This is a genomic window from Curtobacterium sp. MCBA15_008 (assembly GCF_001865065.1).
In the GTDB taxonomy this organism is placed as follows: domain Bacteria; phylum Actinomycetota; class Actinomycetes; order Actinomycetales; family Microbacteriaceae; genus Curtobacterium.
In genome coordinates this window covers 1-19013 of record NZ_MJGN01000021.1, presented here as the reverse complement: position 1 = coordinate 19013, position 19013 = coordinate 1, and the positions used below count along the sequence as shown (strand labels likewise).

The following is a 19013-nucleotide window of genomic DNA, read 5'->3' as shown; positions in this document are numbered from 1 at the left end:
GAACGCGGCTGACCCCCTGACGCAGCGGACCCCCGCGGCGGCGGACCAGCGCGCTCCCTGGCCGTAGGATCGGTGCAGTGGCCCGTACCGGACGGGCCGAGGAGGACGCATGACGTTGGGGTCCACATCCGTGCTCGAAGCCACCGCACCGGTGCTGCTCGTCACCACGGAGACGGCCGTCTGCGTGTGCGGCCACGCGCAGGACGCGCACGAGCACTACCGTCGCGGCACCGACTGCGCGCTCTGCGACTGCCCCAAGTACCGCCGCGGGCGTTGACCAGCATCCGCTGACCGGCACCCGCTGCTGCGCGCGGTGACCAGCGCGCCGCCGCTCGCGCACCGTCCCGCACGCGGACCAGTGCGGGAAACCGCCGCTTCCCCGCACCCGGCCAGGGCCGCCTTGTCGGCCTCCGGACGGCCCTGTTCACTCGGAGCATGGCCAACTCCCCCGCGGCGCTCGCGTGCATCGTCCTCGCCCACGAGGACCCGCAGCACGTCCGCCGACTCGTCGAGGCGCTCGACCCGTTCCCGGTGTTCCTGCACGTCGACGCCCGGACACCGGAGGCCGTCCACCGCGCGATGACGGAGGGTCTGCCGGACCGCGTCCGGCTCCTCCCCCGGCAGCGGACCGGATGGGCGAAGTGGGAGAACGTCGCCGCCGAGGTCGCCGGGTACCGCGCGGCACTCGCCGAGACCGGGGCCTCGCACGTGGCGGTGCTCACCGGCAGCGACTACCCGCTGGCGAACCCCACCGAGATCACGGCACTGCTCGAGGCCCACCGCGACCAGACCTTCCTCATCCCGCACCCGCTCCCGCACGCGGCCTGGGGCGCCAGCGGCGGCGTGGCCCGCATGCGGTACCCGCACTGGGCCTGGCGCAAGCACATGCTGCGCCTGCCGATCCCCCGTCGCATCCCGCGTGACGTCGTCCTCACCGGCGGGTCGCAGCTCAAGGTCCTCAGCAGGAAGCACGCCGCCGCGGTCGTCGACGTCGTGGACACCCGTCCGGACCTCGTCCGCTTCTGGCGTCGCACGTGGATCGCCGACGAGTCCTTCGTGCCCACCGTCCTGAACTCGCCGGCGCTCGTCGAGGGCTTCGCCGAGGAGCACGTCGCCCACACGCTGTGGTTCATCGGCTGGGACGGCTCGAAGATGAAGAGCCCGCCGTGGCTCCGGATCGCGCACGCCGGACGACTGCTCGAACGCTGGACCACGGACCCGACCGCCATCCCCCACCTCTTCGCCCGCAAGTTCTCGACGGCGACGAGCTCGGACCTGCTCGACCTCGTCGACCAGGCGTTCGAGCTCCGACCGCACGCCCACACCCCGGAGGTCGGCGTCTCGTGACCGTTCCCCAGACCCGCCGCGAAGCCCGGCACGCCGCCGAGGCCGCCGCAGCCGCGATCGCCAGCACCGACGCCGCCGCCGCCACCGCCGCGGTGGAGGCCGGGGAGGCCGCGGCCGCGGTCGAGGCAGCCGCCCACACCGTGCCGGACACCGGCAGCACGGCCGTGCAGAAGGGTGCCTCCGTCCTGTTCGGCCGCGGCCTGCTGTACGTCGTCGTCTGGTCCATGCAGCTCGTCGTCAGCTCGCTGATCTCCCCCGTCCTCGCGCACCTCATGCCGCTGACCGAGTTCGGTCTGCTCGCCTCCGCGATCGCCCTGTACCAGGCGCTCGTGGTGCTCGCCGTCGCCGGACTCGACCAGGCCTCGGTCCTGCAGCGCGCGGAGGACGGCGACGACCGGAAGGCCCGCGGCCTCATCGCGGTGGGCATCGTCCTCGCCGCCGTCGTCACCGCGGTCGCCCTCGCCACCATCCCGCTCTGGGGCGACGCGGCGGGGTTCGTCGGCGAGCATCCGATCCTGCTCGTCGCCGTGCTCTGGATCTTCCCCGCCGCCGTCGTCCAGCTCTCGCTCGCGATCCTGGTCGCCCAGGACCGCATCCGGGTCTTCGCGGTCACGAGCCTGCTGTCCTCGGTGGGCGGCTCGATCATCGGCCTCGGGCTGCTGACGTTCGTGCACGCCGACGCCACCACGTACGCGTGGGGCGGCGTGTTCGCGCAGGCAGCGGCGATGGTCATCGGCTTCGCGGCGACCCGCCCGCGGCTCGCCGGCCTGTTCGACCGCAGCACCACGATCCGTGCGTTCAAGCTCGGCATCCCGATCGCGCTCGGCAACCTGTCGTACTTCGTGCTCAACGCCGGTGACCGCATCATCGTGCAGCGCATGCTCGGCCCGGACGAGGTCGCCCGCTACCAGATCGCCTACGTCGTCGGGTCCGCCGTGATCCTCCTGCTGACGTTCACGAACCAGGCATGGGCCCCGCACTTCGCAGCGCTCCGGGACGCGGTCGCCCGACGCCAGCTCGCCCTGCACGCACGAGACCAGCTGTACCTGCTGCTCGCACCGGTGCTGCTCGCCGTGACCCTCGTCTCGCCGATCGCGCTGCCGATCCTCGCCCCGGCCTCCTACCGCGTCCACGAGCTCACCGTGGTGGTCTTCGTGGTCGCGCTGACGGCGTTCCCGGTCATCGCGAGCGGTGCCACCGGACGGCTCCTGCTCGTGGAGCGCCGCGGGGTCGCCGTCGGCGTGATCGCCGCGATCGCCGGCGCCGTGAACATCGGCGCGAACATCCTGCTCGTCCCGCTGCTCGGCATCGTCGGCGCCGCGGTCTCCACGGTGTTCGCCTACGCGGTGCTCGCCGCACTCCAGCAGCGCTCGCTGCCGGACCGTCGCGAGTGGCGCGGCCCCCGCGCCCGCACGGTCCTGGTCCTCGCGGCCGTCGTGCTGGTGGCCGGTGTCTCGGTCCTGGTGCCGCAGGACACGGTGTGGAACATCGTCCGGATCGCCGGGGTCGTCGGCTGCCTGCCCTGGTTCATCCGGCGGCTCCGGATCGCCAAGGGAGGCACGGCGTGACCGGCCCGACGGAACGCCGCACCCTCCGGATCGGCGTCGTCACGAACGACCTCGCCCTGACCGGCGGGGTCGAGCGTTGCGTCCTCGAGGACACCCGCGAGCTCCTCCGAGCCGGACACCACGTCGAGGTGTGGCACGGCGCGCCGTCTCGGCCCGCGGACACGACACCGGACAGCGCCGAGTACGACCAGCTCGGGGTCCCCCTGCACCTGACCGGTGACCGCGCGTTCGGCGTCCGCAGCGCACTGCGGGACGCCGCGAGGTTCGTCCGCGACGGACTCCGCCTGCGCGGTTCGCACCTCGACGTCCTCTGGCTGAACCGACCGGAGCACCTGCCCTGGGGCCGCGTCGCCTCGCTGGTGTCCGGCGTCCCGCTCGTGGTGCACCTGCACCACGCACCGAACTACCGCCGCCTCGGCGCGATCGCCGGCGGCCGGACCCACTACCTGGCGGTCTCCCACGCGATGGCGCGTGCCTGGGCCGCCGTGGGCATCCCGGCCGACCGGATCACCGTCGTGCCGAACGGCGTCGACACCGCACTCTTCCCCGCTGCCTCGCCGGCCGCCGCGAAGCGCGCGCGGCTCGCGCTCGGACTCGGACTCGGACTCGACGACGACGCCCGTGTCGTCCTGTACTACGGGCGCCTCTCCCGCTCCAAGGGGGTGTTCGCCCTGCTCGACGCGTGGCGGATCGTCCTCGAGCAGGACGTCGAACGCCAGCACTCCGTCGTGCCGTCGCACGCGCTGCACGCCCGCACGCCCGCACTCACGCCCGCACTCGGGCCGGTCCAGGCCGACGCCGCCACCGAGACCCGACGACTCCCGGTGCTCGTCCTGGCCGGCGCGGTCGCACCGGCCGACGCCGAGGACCTCCAGCGCGCCGTGGCGGCACTCCCCGCCGGTTCGGTGGTGGTCCTGCCCGAACGCGACGACGTCGTCCCGCTCCTGCACGCCGCCGACATGGTCGTCGCCCCGTCGATCGAGCCCGAGGGCTTCGGCCGAGTCGTCGTCGAGGCGATGTCGACCGGGCGTCCGGTGGTGGCCGCCGCCGGTGGCGGCACCGGCGAGATCCTGTCCGGCGAGTGGGCGTCGTCCACGGTGGACCCGACGGACGCCGACGCGCTCGCCACCGCGGTGCTCGACACGCTGGACCGTCTCGACCACGACCTCTCCCTCGGCGACCGGTGCCGCGCCTGGGTGCGCGACCGGTACGGCCGCGGGCCGCACGTCAGCGGCGTCGTCCGCGCCCTGCTCGAGCACGCGCGCCGCTAGCCCGCTCACCGCCCTTCCGGCCGCGGTTCCCCCGGGGACCGACGTCGCTCTTCGCTGCTGTCGGATCCGGACCGCGAACCCCGGGTTCCGCCGTCCGGATCCGACATCCGTGCGTGTGGGTACGCCCTCGCGCACGCGCTGATCCTGCGGACCGGACGTGCGCTCGTCACCCGGCCGACGCCGTGGGCCGTGCCCACGACGGACGGGAGGCGCGGTGCCAGCCGGCACCGCGCCTCCCGTCCGTCGTCGGTCCCGTCCACCACCGCACCGGACCGGTCGGGCCGGTGCGGTGGCGGACCGGTCAGCCCGTGTACGCCCGCAGCTCGGCCAGCCCGACGTTGCGGGTGCTGGCCGACACCCCGGTGACCGTGAACCGGACCCAGGTGACGTTCCGCGGGGTGAAGGTCACGGTCGACGGTGTTGCGTCGTTCGGGAGCGCCCCGACCTGCACCTGGCTGCCGTCGGAGAACGTCAGCGTCCCGCTCGTGACCTGGTCGTCGCCGTTCGGACGGTCGGAGAGGACGATCTTGCCCAGGGACTTCGCGGACGCCCAGTCGAGCTGCAGCCAGACACCCGTCGTGCCCCACGGTGCGACCCACTCCGCGGAGGGGTTCGCGGGGTAGCCGCTGACCACCCCGTCGATCGCCTTCGCGGCGGTCTGCCCGGTGGAGGGGTCGTCCCAGGCCGCCGTGGCCGTCGCCGACCCGGTGACGTCGGTCCCGCCCGGAGTCGGGGTGGGCGTCGGAGTCGGCGTGGGCGTGGGCGTGGGAGTCGGGGTGGGCGTGGGAGTCGGCGTCGGGGTGGGCGTCGGCGTCGGCGTCGAGGTCCCCGGAGCGAACGCGCGGATCTCCGCCAGCCCGACGTTCCGCGTCGTCGCGCTCACGCCGGTCACGGTGAGCCGCACCGAGGTGACCTGCCGCGACGAGAACGCAACGCGGGTGAACGCGCCACCGTTGTCGAGCGACGGCACGGCGACGGTGGTGCCGTCCGAGAAGGTCAGCGTGCCCGCCGTGATCCGGTCGTCGGCGTTCGGCCGGTCGGCGAGGTCGACGGCGCCGAGCGTGACCGGACTCGACCACGTGAGCTGGAGCCACGAGCCCGTGCCGCCACCGCGGGTCGCCCACTCGGCGGTCGGCGCGTCGGGGTAGCCACTGGCCACGCCGTCGACGGCCTTCGCCGCGGTCTGCCCGTCGGCGGGGTTCTCGCTGCTCGCGCTGACGGTGGCGCGCGCGGTGACGTCCGCACCCACCGAGCCGCCGGTCCCCGTTCCCGGGTCGGTGGGCTGCTGCGCTCCGACGGTGTACTCGCGGCTGAGCCACGAGCCCTCGGGGCGCGACGAGCACGACGCGACGGACGCGCAGGTCTCGGCGTCGTGCGACGCGTAGACGAAGAAGGTGTTGCCCTTGGCCTGGGTCTGGGCGGTGGTGAGGTTCGACGGGCGGTCGGCGATCGGGTAGCCCATGTAGCCGGTCAGCGTGCTCGCGGCGCCGAGCTGCTGCTGCGCCGCCTGGGTGAGGTAGGCGACCGTGTGGTGGTCGCTGTGGTCGCCGTCGCCGTAGGTGCCGACGTGGTCGAGGGTGTGCACGGCCTGCGGGGCGTACCCGTTCATCAGCGCGAGCAGCGTCGCCCTGAGCTGCGCGAGCGTGTAGGTCGTCGCGGTGTTCGCGCCCGACACGGTGTTCATGCTCGTGATGGAGCCCTGGTACAGCTTCTGCAGGCTCTGGTACCGCGTGGCGGCGAACCCGGACCCGTCGATGTTGCCGTCCGGCAGCTGCAGGAAGACGAGGCTCAGCCGCGGGGCCGCCGTGAGGGTGCGGGTGAGCACCGTCTTGCCGGCTGCGCTGACCGACGACGAGGTCCAGGCGTTCGTGACACCGGCGAGGTTCGCGTACGCGGCCTCGAGGCCCGTCTGCCGGCCCTTCCAGTACGTGGCGTTCTTGCCGGCGTCCCCCGCGGTGACGACCACCGAGCGGACGCACTGGCCCGAGGCGATGTCCTTCCGGAGCTCGGTCCCCTCGAACAGCAGGTCGTCGTCGGCGTGCGCGACGACGGTCAGGACCTTGCCGGCGCTGCAGTCCGCCGTGGTCGCCGCCCCGGCGCTGGACTGGGCGAGGAGACTCGGCGCGGACACCGCCCCGGCCAGGACGACGGCCGCCGCGACCGCGAGTGCCACCCGCCAACGTCGTCGGAGGGTGGCACTCGGGGCGGGGTCGTTCGTTCGCATGTCGTTCTTCTGTACGTGAGGTGCTGGGTGGTGTGGGGCGCGGACGGATCCGCGTCAGGGTGCTGCGACGGGCAGCTGCACGGGCGCCGGGGCCGGCGCCGGAGCCCGGACGACGACGGTGCCGAACACGCGTCCGACCCCGTAGCCGAAGACGGTGGAGACGGCCGAGACCACGATCGCCAGGGCGCGCAGGCCCCCGCCGCGACCGAGGCCGCGGAGCTCGCGGAGCACCGCGCCGGGGAGCACACGGGTGAGGTACGTCGACTCGCTGGAGAGCGAGTCGCGGGCCCCGACCCGACGGCTGAGGACGGCCTTCGAGATGCCCTCGTAGTAGCTCCGTCGCCGCAGGTACCGCATCGTCACGCGGTCCGGGGAGACCCGGTGCGAGACGTTCGAGCGCGGCTCGAAGCGGATCCGGGCGCCGGGACGGATCCGGGCGATGCGGATGCACAGCTCGGTCTCCTCGCACCCGAGGGGGTGGTTGCCGACCCGGCCGATGCCGGAACGGAACCCGCCGGCGGCGAGGACGACGTCACGGTGGAACGCCATGCTCGAGCCGATCACGTTCCGGACGTCGGCCGACTCGGTGGGCAGGCCGGCGTAGCTGCAGCCGACGATCCACAGGAGCTCGTCCGGGTACGGGCCAGCGCCGGTCGCGGTCGGCCACGACGGGGTCGCCCGGCCGCCCACGCCGACGACGTCCGGCTCCTCGAGCGCGTCGACGAGGTGCACGAGCCAGTCCGGGTCAGCGGTGGCGTCGTCGTCGAGGAACGCGACGACGTCGGCGTCCGTCAGGGCCACGCCGGTGTTGCGGGCGCCGGAGAGCCCGCGGTCCTCGGCGTTCTCGACGACCCGGAGCTCCGGCCACCGTGCGGCAGCACGACGGAACAGCTCGGGCTCGTGGTCGATGACGACGATCACCTCGGTCGAGTCGGGCTGGCGCTTCGCCGACTCGACAGCGTCCTGCAGGTCTCCCCAGCGCTGCTGCGTGTACGCGCAGATGACGACGGCGACCGTCGGGCGGGTCACGCCGCTTCCTCGTCCATCGCCGGGACGGCGGCCGGGACCACGAGGCCCTGGACCGGGGTCGGCATGAGGCGCATGCGGGCCTTCGCCTCGCGGGCGCGGCGACGCTCGTGCATGATCGACTTCAGGACGCGGATGCCGTCGCTGATCGCGTTGAGGTTGCTGGTGCCGTGCACGCGGAGCTTCTCGTGGCTCGGCACCTCGGTGATCGCGAACTCCGCGGCGGACCAACGGCAGGTCAGGATCGTCTCGATCTCGAAGCCGTCACCCCAGCGCATCGAGCCGTCGGACGGCTGCGGGAGCGTCGACGACAGCAGGCCGATCGTCGGCAGGGTGTCCGCCCAGAAGGCGTTGTACCCGTAGCAGAGGTCGGTGTACTTCGCGCCGAGCAGCAGGTTGGAGATCATGTTGAGCCCCTTGTTGCCGAGGCCACGGATGATCGTGATGTCGTCGCTGCCGCCGCCGGGCGCGTACCGCGAGCCCTTGGCGACGTCCGCGCCGTCGACGAGTGCCTGCACGAAGCGCGGGATCTCGGCGGCGTCGGCGGAGCAGTCGGCGTCGAACATGACGACGATGTCGCCGGTGACGGCCTCGAAGCCGCAGGCGAGCGCGTTGCCCTTGCCCTTGCGGGTCTGCTGGACCACCTTGATCGTCGGCATGACGCGCTGCGCCGTCGCGATGGTGTCGTCCACCGAGTTGCCGTCGACGAGGATCACCTCGTACACGGGCGGGAGCATCGGGAGGATGATCTCGAGGTTTCGGGCCTCGTTCCTCGCGGGGACGACGACCGAGACGCGTGGGTCTCGGGGTCGGGCTGTGCTGGCGGACATGGTGCTCCTGTCGGGTTCAGGGTGCGTACGAGAGTCGTGACGGACGCGGCGCTGGGTGGGCGCCGGAACGGGGTGGTTCACCGTTCCCTGGGCTGAGACCAACCATCGTCCGGGGGACGGGGCTGGTCAATGCGGTCGGGCACTGGTTGCGGACCCCCCACCGGGGATACGGGAACCCGCAAGCCGCACCGCACGGGTGTGTCGGGGTGTCGGACGGACTGGAGGCGCGTGGCGGGGTCGCCACGCGCCTCCAGTCCGTCCCGTGGTCGGGTCAGGAACCCGGCCGGTCCGTCGTGAAGGCGGTCCGGAGGGCGGCGGCCAGCTCGGCCACGTGGGGCTCGCGCAGCAGCGAGCTGTGCTCGCTCTCGATCCGCACCGTCGACGTCGTCCCGCGGAGCACGTCGCCCCAGCCGTCGACGTCGGGGTTGCCGTCCGCGAGCACGAACGTGGCCGCCCCGGCGTAGGGGGTGGGTGTGTGGCGCCGGGTGACGATGCTCGCCTGGTCGAAGAGCGCGTCGAAGTCCTTCTGCCCGCCGTAGCGGAGCACACCGGCCCCGTACGCGCGGACCCGCTTCGCGAACTCCTCGCCCACCGGCACACCGGCCGGCAGGATCCGCTTGGCCATCCGGTCGAGGCCGTGCTTGACCGCGCGGAGCGCCGGGTTCCGGATCGGGGTCGGCTGCATCCGGCCGAAGTGCAGCTGTGCCTGTTCGGCGCTGCTGCGCGGCAGGTAGGTGTCGAGGATCGCGACGTGTTCGACGTGTTCCCCGCCCTCGGTGAGGAGCTTCGCGACCTCGAGCGCGACGAGGCCGCCCAGGGAGTGCCCGACGAGCAGGTAGGGGCCGCGGGGCTGGACGATCCGCATCAGCTCGACCGTGCGCCGAGCCGTCCGCTGGATGCTCCAGTCCGGGACGGCCCGTCGCTCCAGGCCGTGCTGCTGGAACGCGTACACGTCGTGCTCCGGCAGGTAGCGGGAGAGCGGGAGGAACGTCAGGCCGAGCGCGCCGGCACCGCTCAGGCAGAACACCGGCGGACGACCGGGCTGTCGCGCCTCGGAGACCTTGACCACGTCGGGGTGGCTCGGCAGCGACTTCGCGCCGACCCGCACGCGGCGGGCGAAGGCGCGCAGCGTGGGCTGTTCGAGGAGCTCCGACGCGCGGAGGTCGACACCGAGCCGCGCCTGCACGATCGCGAGCATCTCCTCGGCCGACAGCGAGTCGCCGCCGAGCGCGGTGAAGTCCTCGTCGAGGTGGACGCCGCGGAGCCCGAGCACCTCGGCCCAGATCTGGCCGACGACGAGCTCCCACTGGTCGTACTCGCCCTCGACCATCTCGACCTCGAGCGACGGGGCGCCGGGGAGCTTCGCCCGGTCGACCTTGCCGCGCTCGTTGCGGGGCAGCTCGGGCATCGGGACGATCGCCGCCGGCACCATGTACTCGGGCAGGCGCTCGCGGAGTGCCCGCCGCAGCGCGGCCGGTGCTGGCGTGCGCCGGCCGGGCCGACCGACGACGTAGGCGACGAGCCGGGTGACTGCCGGTGGTTCGACGAGCGCGGTCACGACGACGTCGTGCACGTCCTCGACGGCGCGGAGCGCGGCCTCGACCTCGCTCGGTTCCACGAGGTAGCCGCGCACCTTCACGGCGTCGTCGTCGCGTCCGAGCAGGACCAGGCAGCCGTCCGCCTCGAGGCGTGCGAGGTCGCCCTGCCGCCAGAGCGGCGTGCCGTCCTCGTCGACGCCGAGGTGCTCCCGCGTCTTCTCGGGTGCGCCCCAGTAGCCGGCGGTCATGCCGTCCGACACAACGACGAGCTGGCCGGTCTCCCCCGCGTCGGCGACGGAGCCGTCCTCGCGGAGCACGCGGGCGGTCTTGCCCGGCGGCGTGTACCCGGCGGGGACCACGCCGGCCGGCACCTCGTCGTCCGGTCCGACCGGGAAGTACGAGACGGCACCCATCTCGCTCGAGCCGAAGCCGTTCCAGAGCACGGTCCGGTCGCCGAGGACCGGGCGCGCGGCGTGCACGTCGGTGCCCGTGATGGGCTCTCCGACCGTCATCACGAAGCGGAGCCGCGCGAGGGCCGGGTGCAGCGTGGGCTCGCCGGCGTGCCGACGCGGGTCGGCCGTCGCGGGGCCGTGGTCGCTCACCGTCGAGACGATCGACCGCAGGAGGTGCGGGGTGCAGACCACGGCGGTCACGTGCTCGGTGTCCATGCCCTCGAGCAGTCGTTCGGTGCCGAGGTCGCGGGCGTCGAGCAGGACCGCCGCGGCCCCGCTGAGCATGCTGTCGAGCGTGGTCAGGATGCCGGCGGCGAAGGAGAGGGGCAGGACGACGCCGACCAGGTCACCGGGACGGTAGGCCGCGCTCACGGCGCTCTGCTCGACGTTCCGGAGGAGCTGCCGGTGCGTCATCGCGACGCCCTTCGGCAGGCCGGTCGACCCCGAGGTGAACACGATCGCCGCCGGGTCGGTGCCACCGGGGCGGTTCGCTGCGGCGGTGTCGGCCGGCGTCGCGGTGTCGGTCGCCGTCGCGGTGTCCGTCGCCCTGGCGATGAGGGCGTCGAGCTGGTGGACCGTGCCGGTGGCGCCGAGGACGGCGGCCGCGAGGTCCGTGCGCGCGTCGTCGGCGAGGACCTCGGTGATCCCGGCGAGCGACACCACGTGCTGCAGCCGGGCCTCGGGCAGGTGGTCGTCGAGCACGACGACCGTGCGGCCGGCGGCGAACAGCGCGAGCATGCCGACGACGGTCTCGGTGGTGTGCCCGGCCATGATCCCGACCGGGACGGACGCACCGGTCTGCTCCGGTCCGACCCCGGCACCGGATCGGTCGTCCGGCCGGAGCACGTCACCGAGCACGGCGGCCAGCGACCGGACCGTCCGGTCCGTCTCGCGGAAGGTCCGTGCGGTACCGGCCCCGGCGAGCGCCGGCGCCTCCGGGACCGTCGCGACGACCCGTGCCCAGCGGTCGAGGACCGAGTGGTCGTCGGCGGGCGGGATCACCGGTTCGGTCGTCCGGTGGTGCACTGTCGGGCCTGTCTGCATCGGGACTCCCCTGGGTCGTGCGTGCCGGCGGCGCGCTTTTCGAGGACCGTACGCGGAGGGATCGCGTCCGATCGAGAACGGTGTGGCCGGGTGCGGAGAAGCTGCGGTTTGACGCATCCTCGGGATCGGCTGTGACCCGGCGATGACGGTGCTACCGGTTCGCTGAGCGTTGCCGGACCCGGACGGTCCGACGTGAACGCCCGTAGCGGACCACCCCGCGCCCGACGGACCAGAGCTCGATCCACCGCATACGGCCGACCTCGCGCAGGAACGCGGCGTCGTCGAGGGGCCCCGCGGCCACGGGTGCGGGAGCGGTGTCCGCGGTCGTGCCGTCGGTGGCGCTCCCCACGACGAGGTGCCGGACGGCCCGCGGTGCGCGCTGCAGCGCCATGCCGAGGGTGCGGGGCCGGAGGGCGATCTTGGTCAGCCAGGCACCGAGGCCGGTGCCGTAGCCGCGCGCCTGGACCCGGAGCGCCTCGAGGTCCGCGCGGTGCCGGTGCCAGACGAGCGCCGCGGGCTCGACGGCGAGGGCGCCGCCGGCGAGCACCACCCGGGAGAACATGTCGATGTCCTCGCCGCCACCGGTGACCGTTCCCACGCCGAGGGCCTCGTCGAAGCCCCCAAGCTCGAGGATGGCCGAGCGCCGCATCGCGAAGTTCGCACCGGTGCCGTAGTCCCCGACGGCGAACGGGAAGAGGGGGCGGTCGGCGGGCGGAGCGGAGAGCCGGTGGACGCGCGGGGCGAGGTTCCGCGACCACGTCACCCGCTCGTCGAACCAGCGCTGCGTGGGCGTGCGGAGCTCCCCGCTCGCGACGAGACCGCTCACGCACACGACGTCGTCGCCGCGGGAGAACCCGGAGGCCACGGCACGGAGCCACGACCGGTCGACCACGACGTCGTCGTCGGTGAACGCCACGATGTCGTGCCGTGCTGCGCGCACCCCGGCGTTGCGGGCGCTCGAGAGACCGGGGACCGGTTCGCGGACGTACCGCACGCGCGGGTCGGTCAGGGCCTCGACCAGCTCGCGGGTGGACTCGTCGGACGGGGCGTTGTCGACGATGACGACCTCGAAGTCCGGGTGGTCGACGGCGAGCAGCGAGTCGAGCGCGCCGCGGAGCTGGTCGGCGCGGTCGCGGGTGCAGAGGACGACGCTCGTGGCCGGCAGGCGGACCGGCACCGGCGGCTGCGGCACCGGCGGGAGCGCGGCGACCGCGGCCCGGAGGGCGTCGACCGCGACGGTCTCCCCGGCCACCGGCAGGTCGACGAAGCCGAGGGGCGCCACGCCGTCCCGCACGAGCAGCCGGACGGCGCCGTGTCCCGCGGCGTCGCGCAGGCCGATCGTGCCCGCGTCGTCGCCGGGGACGTCCGTGAGGTCGATCGCGCCGACCCAGACCGCACCGCTCCAGGCAGGGGCCTCGGTGCTCGACATGGGTCGTTCGAGCACCACGCGGGACGGGCGTGAGCGCGGGATGGTGTCGGTCATGGGGAGAGCCTGTCTCGTGTCGGGGACGTGCACGGGCGGGGCCGGCGAGTCCACCGTCGCCGGGGGACGCGGCGGGCGTCAACGGGCATCGGGAACGGTGCGGTTTCGCCCGCACGAGGGCTCCGACGCGTGCGTGAACCCGCAATGCCGCAGGGCCTCCGCACTTCCCGGGAAGCGGCCTCCCGCGGCCCCGACCGCCGCGGCTATCGTCCGGAACATCCGCCGGCCGCTGCCACTGTTCGGCCCCGACCCGAAGGGACGCTCGATGCGTCAGTCGATCGCGGTGGTCGCGCCTTGACCGCCACCACGACCCCCACCAGGATGTCGCTCCGTCACGGATCCCGTGCGCTGCCGACGTCGCCGCTGCCGTCCCTCCTCGCCGCGGGACTCGGTTTCGCCGCTGCCGCGCTCATCGCGGCCGACGCGTCCGGACCGCTCCGGACGGTGGTCGTCCTCGTCGCGCTCCTGGTCGTACCCGGCCTGCCCGTCGTCCGGCTCCTCGGCCTCCGTGAACCGATCGGTCGCGCCGCGCTCGTCGTCGCGGCCAGCACGGCGATCGACGCCGTGCTCGGTCTCACCATGCTGTGGACCGAGCAGTGGTTCCCGGCCCCGGCCGCCGGCCTCCTCCTGCTCGTCGCCGGCTGGGTGTCGCTCGGACAGGGCGTCCAGACCGCTCGCGTCGGACGACGTCCGGCCCGGGTGCGCGCCGCCGTGCCGACCGCGGTCCTCGTCCGCACCGTCGCCGCGTCGGGCGTCCTCGTCACCGGCCTCGCGCTCTGGGCCGTGGGTGTCTCGCAGACCGACTCGACGGGACTCGGCGAGTGGGGCCTCCTGACCGCGCTGCCCGCCGTCTGGTGGGCGGGCGCCGGCATGGTGTTCGTCGTGGCGCTCGTCACCCTGCTCGACCGTCGCCACCACGTCGTCGTCCGCGCGGTGTCGTCCGGGCTCCTCGTGCTCGTCATGTACGGCACGACGAACCTCGTCGCCGCGGAGCCCCGCCCGCCGTGGGTGTTCAAGCACATCGCGGTGACGGCGTACATCCTGCAGCACGGCTCGGTCGACCCCTCGATCGACATCTACAACCGGTGGCCGGGCTTCTTCGGGTTCAGCGCGTTCTTCGGGGCGGCGACGGGTCACCTCGACGCAGCCGACCCGGTGCGCTGGACCGAGCTCGCGTTCGCCCTGGCCGACGGCGCACTCGTCCTCGGCATCGCCCGGGCGCTCGGCGCGACCGGCCGGTGGGCGACCGTCGCCGCGGTCCTGTTCAGCGCGGCGAACTGGGTCGGACAGGACTACTACTCCCCCCAGGCCTTCGCCTTCTTCCTGTTCCTCGCTGCCGTCCTCGTCGCTCTCACCGTGCTGCGCGGGACGCCGAACGTGATCGGCCGGTGGGCCGCGACGATCACCGGCCGCGTGTTCCGCGCACGCCGTGGCCCCGTCGCCGCCGCGGTCGCACCGCGCACCCGCACGGCGGTCGTCGCGGCCGCGGTCCTCGTCGTCCTGCTGCAGTTCGTGATCACGGCGTCGCACCAGCTCACGCCGTTCGTCATCATCGCCGCCTTCGTGCCGTTGCTCGTCCTCGGCTTCCTCCGGCCCTGGTGGCTGGCGGTCCCGCTGACGCTGCTCCCCCTGCTGTACCTCGTCCCGAACCTCGACTACATCCAGGAGCACTTCGGGCTCATCACCGGCTTCGACCCGGTGAGCAACGTCACCGCGGCATCGACGTCGATCGCGATCCCCTCGATCGCGACGACCCTGCAGAGCCGGGCCGTCCTGGCGATCTCGGGACTCGTCGCGGTCTGCGCGGTCGTCGGACTCGTGCGGATGGTCCGCGGCGGACACGCTCGGCGAGCCCTCGTCGTGCTGTGGCTCGCGGTGTGCCCGATCGTGCTCGTGCTCGGGCAGAGCTACGGCGGCGAGGCGAAGTTCCGCGTCATCCTGTTCTCGGCGCCGTTCCTGGCGATCGCCGCCGTCCACGCGTTCCACGGACGCGGGCTCCGCATCGCGGCCACGGCACTCGTGCTGACCGTCACGACCGGCCTCTTCGTGGGGGCGACCTTCCAGACGGAGCAGGCGAACCAGACTGCGTCGTCCGACGTGACCGCGGCCCGCTGGCTCGACGGCCGGTTCGCCGCCGACGACAGCCTGACGACGGTGGGCAGCTTCCCGTCGATCATCGGCGGGAACTACGAGAACTACCTCCGGCACTGGGGCCAGGTGGACTCGCTGCAGAGCGAGGCCGCGTGGTTCCCCGAGGGCATGACCGGGAAGGACCTCACCGGCGTCCTGCAGGACCGCGACTTCGGCGGCGACGCCTGGCTCGTGTTCTCGGCGACGCAGCGAGCGGACGCGGTCACCCGGGGCACGCTGACGGCCGAGCAGGTCGACGCCATCGAGCGATCGGTGGCCGCCGAGTCGACGCTCCGGTACGACCGCGACGGCGTCCGGATCTACGAGGTGAACGATGCAGCATGAGCCCGGGGCACGCCACCGCATGACGACGCGCCGGTCCTTCCTGCGACGCGGCGCGACCATCGCCGGTGTCGTCGGGGTGGCCGCCGTCGCCGGGACCGTTTCGGTGGTGCTCCCCATGCGCTCCGGGGGGTCGACCGCCCGGGCCGAGGCGATGCCGACCGGAGCGCTCGAGTCCGCCGGCACGAGGTGGGTCCCCTACCTCGCGCAGGACTTCGACCTCGACGCCGGACTCGGCGAACTCCTCAGCGTCTACCCGCGGATGGCCGAGTACAGCGGCATGCGGGACACCTCGGGCAAGGGGCTCTACGCGCCAGACCAGGTCGTCTCCGTGCACGACTCGGTGCTCGACTTCCACCTGCAGAGCAGCGGGTCGCAGCCCCTCGTCGCAACGGTGCTGCCCGCCGGCTACCGCGCGTACACGCACCAGCGGGTGTCGATCCGGTACCGCGCCGACGAGGTGCCCGGCTACAAGTTCGTGATGATCCTCTGGCCGCTCTCCGGCGACTGGAACGAGGGCGAGATCGACTGGCCCGAGGGCGACCTGGCCGGCGACGTACGGCCGGTGTCGGCGATCCCCGGCAGCTACGACCCTGACACCGAGGCCATGACGTTCCTGCCCGAGGACCCGCCGGTGGTGCCGGGCGGGCAGACAGACTGGCACGTCGCCACCGTGGAGTGGACCGCCGACGCCGTGCGCTTCTTCTGGGACGACGAGCTGCTCGAAACGGTCACCGGTGCGGTGCCGACCACGCCGATGCGGGTCACGCTGCAGGCGGAGACGATCATCCACGACGACGACGTCCCGACGGACGCGTCCGGACACGTGCACGTCGACTGGGTCGTCGCGTACCGGGAGAGCCGCGCGCGTTCCTGACCCGGATCGGCAGTTCGGCGTGTCGCGCCGGTGCCGTCCGCGGCCGGACCTGCTGCGAAACGGAACAAGCCCCCGGGATTCCCGGGGGCTTGTTCTACGAGTGCTGGGGTACCTGGACTCGAACCAAGAACGACGGTACCAGAAACCGCTGTGTTGCCAATTACACCATACCCCAAAGGCCCGGAGGCCTTCGGTCCCGGTTGCCCGGGGCACGATCAACTACTGTACAGCATCCCGAGGGTCCGTGAGACCACCCACGAGGTCGCGGTGCACCGCGGCCGCGGTGACGGCCCCGTGTCCAGCCGCCACGATGAGTTGCTCCGGCCCGGGCGGCGTCACGTCGCCCACCGCGTACAGCCCGGCAACCCCGGTCCGGCCCGAGCGGTCGACGACCACCAGGCCCCCGGCATCGCGCGAGAGGTCGGCGTCCACCCAGTCGAGGTCGGCGGACCAGCGCGGCCGGACGAACCCGCCCGTCCGCGGCTCCACGTGGCCGTCTGCGAGGCGAACGCCGGTCATCCCGGACCGGTCCCCCTCGAGGTCCTCCACGGGCCGCTCGTCGACGCGCACGCCCCGCGCCGCCAGCCGCGCTCGACCTGCCTCGTCCAGCGCCTTGGAGCCGTTCGTGTAGACGATCAGGTCGTCCGTCCACGCGGCGATGAACAACGCGCGGTCGACGACGTCGTCCGTCTCGCAGATGAACGCGAGCGGTTCGCCGGCCTTCTCGTACGCATCGCACTCGACGCAGCTGTGCACGGAGGTGCCGTAGAACGCACGGAGGGTCGGCAGTGCCGGGAACTCCTCGCGCAGCCCGGTCGCGATCACCACGGCGCGGGCGGAGGCCTCGACCTCGGCGCCGCGCCAGGAACCGTGCACGAGCCAGCGGTCGCCGTCCGGCGCCACCCGGTCAACGACGGTCTGCACGACCGTCGCCTCGGCGTACCCCTCGACCTCGGCGCGCCCGAGCTTCCGGAGCTCGAGCGGCGAGACGCCGTCACGCGTGAGGAAGCCGTGCGAGCGGAGCGTCGCGGCGTTGCGCGGGCGGTTGGCGTCGACGAGCAACACCGTCCGACGTGCCCGCACGAGGTTGAGCGCCGTGCTCAGCCCGGCCGGACCGGCACCGATCACGACGACGTCGACGGTCAGCCGTGCGGCAGCGTCCGGTGCGCCGGCGGTCTCCGGCGCCCCGGCAGCGGCGGTGGGAGCAGGGTCCACCGTGCGGTCCGTCAGCGGTCCGCGAGGCGGCGGAGGCGGGTGACGGTGGAGTCCTTCCCGAGGATCTCCATCGACTCGAACAACGGCGGGCTGATGCGACGACCCGAGACGGCGACGCGCAGGGGACCGAACGCCAGACGGGGCTTCAGGCCGAGGCCATCGATGAGGGCCTCGCGGAGCGCCCCCTCGATCGCCTCGGTCGTCCAGACGTCGAGCGGCTCGAGCGCCGTGATCGCTGCCCGCAGCACGTCGCCGGCATCGGCCTTCAGCGTGGCGAGGGCGTCGTCCTCGACCACCAGGTCGTCGTCGGCGGTGAACAGGAAGCCGAGCATCGCCGGCGCCTCGCCGAGGAGCTGCATGCGCTCCTGCACGAGCGGCGCCGCCTTCGTCAGGACCTCCTGCTGCTCCGCCGTGGCCGGCTCGGCCAGGAACGCGCCCAGGTAGGGCACGAGCCGGGCGCGGAAGTCGTCGGCGTCGAGCAGCCGGATGTGGTCGCCGTTGATCGCCTCGGCCTTCTTGTGGTCGAAGCGGGCCGGGTTCGGGTTGACGTCGGTGACCTCGAACGCCTCGACCATCTCGGTGATCGAGAACACGTCACGGTCGGGGCCGATCGACCAGCCGAGCAGCGCGAGGTAGTTGACCAGGCCCTCGGGGATCATGCCGGCGGCACGGTGGTGGAACAGGTTCGACTCGGGGTCGCGCTTCGAGAGCTTCTTGTTGCCCTCGCCCATCACGTACGGCAGGTGACCGAAGACCGGGATGTACTCGGCGATCCCGACCTCGTACAGCGCCTCGTACAGGGCGATCTGTCGCGGCGTCGAGGACAGCAGGTCCTCCCCGCGCAGCACGTGGGTGACCCGCATGAGCGCGTCGTCCACCGGGTTGGTGAACGTGTACAGCGGCTTGCCGTTCGGGCGCACCACCACGAAGTCCGGGAACGTGCCCTGCTTGAACGTGATCTCGCCGCGGACGAGGTCGTGGAAGCTCAGGTCACGGTCCGGCACACGGAGCCGCAGTGCCGGCTCACGGCCCTGGTCGCGGAAGGCCTGACGCTCCGCCTCGGAGAGGTCGCGCTCGTGGTTGTCGTAGCCCTGCTTCGGGTCACGGCCGGCGGCCTTGTTGCGCGCCTCCATCTCCTCGGGGGTGACGTACGACTCGTACACGTGGCCCGAGGCCGTGAGCTTCGCGATGACGTCCTCGTAGACGTCGGCGCGCTCGGACTGCCGGTACGGACCGTGAGGTCCGCCGGCCTCGACGCCCTCGTCCCAGTCGAGCTGCAGCCACCGCAGCGCGTCGAGGATCTGCTCGTACGACTCCTCGCTGTCACGTGCGGCGTCGGTGTCCTCGATGCGGAACACGAGTTTGCCGCCGGTGTGCCGCGCGTACGCCCAGTTGAAGAGCGCAGTGCGGATGAGACCGACGTGCGGCGTGCCCGTCGGGCTCGGGCAGAAGCGGACACGGACGTCGGAGCCGGAGGCGGTGGTGAATGGCGCAGTCATGACTCGTCGATCCTACCGGCCGCACACCGGCCGCCACGAGGCTGTGCAGAACCGCCGGAGCGCTCCGCGGTTCCCACGCGAGCGCCCGGTGAACGCAGAAAACCCCTGACCACGGATGGTCAGGGGTTCCCTGGTGTTGCAACGTTGAGTCCGGCGGCGTCCTACTC

General features: G+C 73.1%; 13 protein-coding genes and 1 tRNA gene. 6 read left to right on the top strand and 8 right to left on the bottom strand.

Going from position 1 to position 19013, the window contains the following annotated elements:
• The first annotated feature begins 109 nt into the window (after positions 1-109).
• The 4 genes from BIU96_RS19820 (at position 110) to BIU96_RS09895 (ending at position 4186) form a co-directional block, all read left to right on the top strand.
• Positions 110-277, top strand: coding sequence for a hypothetical protein (locus tag BIU96_RS19820; RefSeq protein WP_175477508.1), 168 nt, complete (start codon positions 110-112; stop codon positions 275-277).
• Positions 278-435: 158 nt separating this feature from the next.
• On the top strand, positions 436-1347 hold the full coding sequence (locus BIU96_RS09905; protein ID WP_071292455.1) for a beta-1,6-N-acetylglucosaminyltransferase: 912 nt from the start codon (positions 436-438) through the stop codon (positions 1345-1347).
• On the top strand, positions 1344-2915 hold the full coding sequence (locus BIU96_RS09900; protein ID WP_083402806.1) for a lipopolysaccharide biosynthesis protein: 1572 nt from the start codon (positions 1344-1346) through the stop codon (positions 2913-2915). Before BIU96_RS09905 ends, BIU96_RS09900 begins: the two co-directional genes overlap by 4 nt.
• The gene (locus BIU96_RS09895) at positions 2912-4186 is read left to right on the top strand and encodes a glycosyltransferase family 4 protein (RefSeq protein WP_071292454.1); all 1275 of its coding nucleotides are present in this window, start codon (positions 2912-2914) and stop codon (positions 4184-4186) included. Before BIU96_RS09900 ends, BIU96_RS09895 begins: the two co-directional genes overlap by 4 nt.
• Before the next feature lie 301 nt (positions 4187-4487).
• On the opposite strand, the gene BIU96_RS09890 is transcribed toward BIU96_RS09895, so the two are convergent.
• From BIU96_RS09890 to BIU96_RS09870, 5 genes are all read right to left on the bottom strand, one after another.
• A complete protein-coding gene (locus tag BIU96_RS09890) occupies positions 4488-6410 on the bottom strand; it encodes a PIG-L family deacetylase (RefSeq protein WP_083402804.1) in 1923 nt (640 codons plus the stop codon).
• 54 nt (positions 6411-6464) lie between these two features.
• Positions 6465-7439 (bottom strand): glycosyltransferase family 2 protein, encoded by a 975-nt coding sequence (locus BIU96_RS09885; protein ID WP_071292452.1) that lies wholly within the window; start codon positions 7437-7439, stop codon positions 6465-6467.
• Positions 7436-8266 (bottom strand): glycosyltransferase family 2 protein, encoded by an 831-nt coding sequence (locus tag BIU96_RS09880; protein ID WP_071292451.1) that lies wholly within the window; start codon positions 8264-8266, stop codon positions 7436-7438. Before BIU96_RS09880 ends, BIU96_RS09885 begins: the two co-directional genes overlap by 4 nt.
• A gap of 271 nt (positions 8267-8537) precedes the next feature.
• Positions 8538-11300: an alpha/beta fold hydrolase gene (locus BIU96_RS09875; protein WP_175477507.1), complete on the bottom strand. Its 2763-nt coding sequence runs from the start codon at positions 11298-11300 to the stop codon at positions 8538-8540.
• Positions 11301-11451: 151 nt separating this feature from the next.
• Positions 11452-12783, bottom strand: coding sequence for a glycosyltransferase family 2 protein (locus BIU96_RS09870; RefSeq protein WP_071292449.1), 1332 nt, complete (start codon positions 12781-12783; stop codon positions 11452-11454).
• A gap of 294 nt (positions 12784-13077) precedes the next feature.
• Between BIU96_RS09870 and BIU96_RS09865 the strand changes: the two genes are divergently transcribed.
• Both BIU96_RS09865 and BIU96_RS09860 read left to right on the top strand, forming a co-directional pair.
• Entirely contained in the window at positions 13078-15258 is a 2181-nt protein-coding gene (locus BIU96_RS09865; protein WP_139199951.1) for a hypothetical protein, read from the top strand.
• Complete coding sequence (locus BIU96_RS09860; RefSeq protein WP_139199950.1) at positions 15248-16132, top strand: glycoside hydrolase family 16 protein; 885 nt, start codon at positions 15248-15250, stop codon at positions 16130-16132. Before BIU96_RS09865 ends, BIU96_RS09860 begins: the two co-directional genes overlap by 11 nt.
• A gap of 103 nt (positions 16133-16235) precedes the next feature.
• On the opposite strand, the gene BIU96_RS09855 is transcribed toward BIU96_RS09860, so the two are convergent.
• The 3 genes from BIU96_RS09855 to gltX all read right to left on the bottom strand — a co-directional run bounded on the left by BIU96_RS09855 (position 16236) and on the right by gltX (position 18846).
• A tRNA-Gln gene (locus tag BIU96_RS09855) sits at positions 16236-16307 on the bottom strand.
• A 44-nt stretch (positions 16308-16351) separates the two neighbouring features.
• On the bottom strand, positions 16352-17278 hold the full coding sequence (locus BIU96_RS09850) for an NAD(P)/FAD-dependent oxidoreductase (RefSeq protein WP_071292481.1): 927 nt from the start codon (positions 17276-17278) through the stop codon (positions 16352-16354).
• Positions 17279-17358: 80 nt separating this feature from the next.
• A complete protein-coding gene (gene gltX, locus BIU96_RS09845) occupies positions 17359-18846 on the bottom strand; it encodes a glutamate--tRNA ligase (RefSeq protein ID WP_071292446.1) in 1488 nt (495 codons plus the stop codon).
• Positions 18847-19013: the final 167 nt, after the last annotated feature.

Coding starts and splice junctions, on each gene's coding strand:
- BIU96_RS19820 (WP_175477508.1), top strand. CDS start 110: ATGACGTTGGGGTCCACATCCGTGCTCGAAGCCACCGCACCGGTGCTG.
- BIU96_RS09905 (WP_071292455.1), top strand. CDS start 436: ATGGCCAACTCCCCCGCGGCGCTCGCGTGCATCGTCCTCGCCCACGAG.
- BIU96_RS09890 (WP_083402804.1), bottom strand. CDS start 6,410: ATGCGAACGAACGACCCCGCCCCGAGTGCCACCCTCCGACGACGTTGG.
- BIU96_RS09880 (WP_071292451.1), bottom strand. CDS start 8,266: ATGTCCGCCAGCACAGCCCGACCCCGAGACCCACGCGTCTCGGTCGTC.
- BIU96_RS09875 (WP_175477507.1), bottom strand. CDS start 11,300: ATGCAGACAGGCCCGACAGTGCACCACCGGACGACCGAACCGGTGATC.
- BIU96_RS09870 (WP_071292449.1), bottom strand. CDS start 12,783: ATGACCGACACCATCCCGCGCTCACGCCCGTCCCGCGTGGTGCTCGAA.
- BIU96_RS09860 (WP_139199950.1), top strand. CDS start 15,248: ATGCAGCATGAGCCCGGGGCACGCCACCGCATGACGACGCGCCGGTCC.
- gltX (WP_071292446.1), bottom strand. CDS start 18,846: ATGACTGCGCCATTCACCACCGCCTCCGGCTCCGACGTCCGTGTCCGC.